We start from the raw sequence: 2,088 nt of genomic DNA on the forward strand, positions 1-2,088 counted from the left end.
GTGCGCGTCACAACCTACCGACAGCCCCATAAACTAGCGCCGATAGTTTTCGGTCGCCAGACGCCCCGCGGCCGGAGTGCTTCACTCCTCCAGGTCCGGCAGACGGTCCGGGGCCGGGCAGATGCGCTCGCCGTGCTGGTCGAAGACGAACAGGTGGGCGATGTCGACGAGGAGCGGGACCTGCATGCCGTGCCGGAGCCGGATGTCCGGCGTGGTGCGCACGACCAGGTCGCCGGGCAGGCGCGGCTCGGGCGCGGCGACGGGTTCCGGTCCGGTGTCGGCGGGGTGCTCCAGCACCACCACCGGCCCCGCGCGCAGGGCGCCCGCCCGCTCCCGCAGCCGGTTCAGGACCGTGCCCTCGCGCCGGCGCCGCCGGACCGGCCGGCGGGCGGGGCGCGGGGCCTCCAGGTCCGGTACGACGGCGGGGCGCGAGCCGGTGTTGAAGTGGACCAGGACCTCGTGGCCCTGGAACTCCATGTGCTCCACCAGTCCGGTGATCGCCACCTCGCCGGGCCGGGCGGCGGCGGGTTTGGCGATCCGCACGGCCTCCGAGCGCAGGCCCACGATCACCTCGCGGCCCTGCTGCACCCGCAGCAGCTGGTGGTCCAGGCAGAGGGGTTCGGGCAGGCGCAGGAACTGCTTGCCCAGACTGATGGTCATGGCGCCGTCGAGCGGGGCACGCACCAGGCCGCGCAGCAAGTTGATGCGCGGGGTGCCGATGAACGCAGCGACGAAGACGTTGCGGGGCCGCGCGTACACCGCGCGTGGGGTGTCGACCTGCTGCAGGACCCCGCCGCGCAGAACGGCGACCCGGTCGCCCAGGGACATGGCCTCGGCCTGGTCATGGGTGACGTAGACCGTGGTGACGCCCAACTCCCTTGTGAGTTTGGCTATTTCGGCGCGCAGATGGTTGCGGAGCTTGGCGTCGAGGTTGGACAGCGGCTCGTCCATCAGGAAGGCGGAGGGGTGGCGGGCGATCGCGCGGCCCATGGCGACACGCTGGCGCTCGCCGCCGGAGAGCTGGCTGGGGAAGCGGTCGAGCAGGTCCTCGATGCCCAGCATCCGGGCGGTGGCGTCGACGCGGCGGCCGGGGTCCGCGCCGGGCGACTCGATGCGCAGCGGGAAGCCGATGTTGTCGCGGCTGGTCATGTTCGGGTAGAGCGCGAAGTTCTGGAAGACCATCGCCATGTCCCGGCCGGAGGGCGGCAGGTCGTTGCCGTACTCGCCGTCGAGCAGCAACTGCCCCTCGGTGATCTCCTCCAGCCCGGCGATCATCCTGAGCACCGTGGACTTGCCGCAGCCGGAGGGCCCGAGCAGCACCAGGAACTCGCCGGGCGCGATGTCCAGCGACAGGCGGTCCACCACCCGGACGCCCTTGAGGTAGGTCTTGCTCACGTCGTGCAGAGAGATGGCGCGTGTCATGGGTCATGCCCCCGGGACTCACCAGAGCACTGAGGCTCCGCGGGTCGAACGCCTCGTGCGGGTCGTACGGGGCGTATGAGTCACGGAAGTTAACGGATCGTGCGCGCCCGGGGGAAGAGACCGGGCAGGATCGGGCGCCGCCGGCCCGGCGGACGGGAAAGCGGACGCTCGCGTTCGGGGCGGGCGTCCGCCTCGTGCCGGGTGTCACTTCGTCGCCGTCAGGTGGGCGAAGACGACGACGTTGCTGGAGTAGCCGGTCCTGTGGGTGTAGAGGCCGCCGCAGGTGATCACGCGGAGCTCGGGGCGGTGGGCGGTGCCGTACACCTCCTTGTCGGGGAAGCGGTCCCTGTCGAAGATCCGTACCTTGTCCACGGTGTAGACGGCGGTACGGCCGTCCGCGCGCCGCACCTCGATGGACCGGCCCGGCTCGACCTGGCCGAGCGCGGCGAAGACGGCGGCGCCCGTCCTGGTGTCGCGGTGCCCGACCGCGACGGCCGTGCCGGACTCCCCGGGCGTGGGTCCGCCCTCGTACCAGCCGACGAGCCTGGGCTTGTCGGCCGGTGGCGTCCCCAGTTGCCGGTCGGCGTCGAGGCCGACCCCGATGACGGGTGCGTCGATGCCGAGGGAGGGGACGCGCAGGATGGTCGCGTGAGACCTGGGCAGCGG

The 2,088-nt window shown here is 72.1% G+C and carries 2 protein-coding genes; both read right to left on the reverse strand.

What is annotated here, in order from left to right:
* Positions 1–81: 81 nt before the first annotated feature.
* Positions 82–1,422 (reverse strand): ABC transporter ATP-binding protein, encoded by a 1,341-nt coding sequence (locus C1I97_RS35910; protein WP_111007116.1) that lies wholly within the window; start codon positions 1,420–1,422, stop codon positions 82–84.
* Positions 1,423–1,626: 204 nt separating this feature from the next.
* The coding region (locus tag C1I97_RS35915) for a class F sortase (protein WP_111007117.1) at positions 1,627–2,088 on the reverse strand (462 nt) is incomplete at its 5' end.

This window comes from Streptomyces sp. NTH33 (assembly GCF_003236365.1).
GTDB lineage: Bacteria > Actinomycetota > Actinomycetes > Streptomycetales > Streptomycetaceae > Streptomyces.

What these genes read in the sequence shown, in the direction of transcription:
- C1I97_RS35910 (WP_111007116.1), bottom strand. Translation starts at nt 1,422, where the DNA reads ATGACACGCGCCATCTCTCTGCACGACGTGAGCAAGACCTACCTCAAG.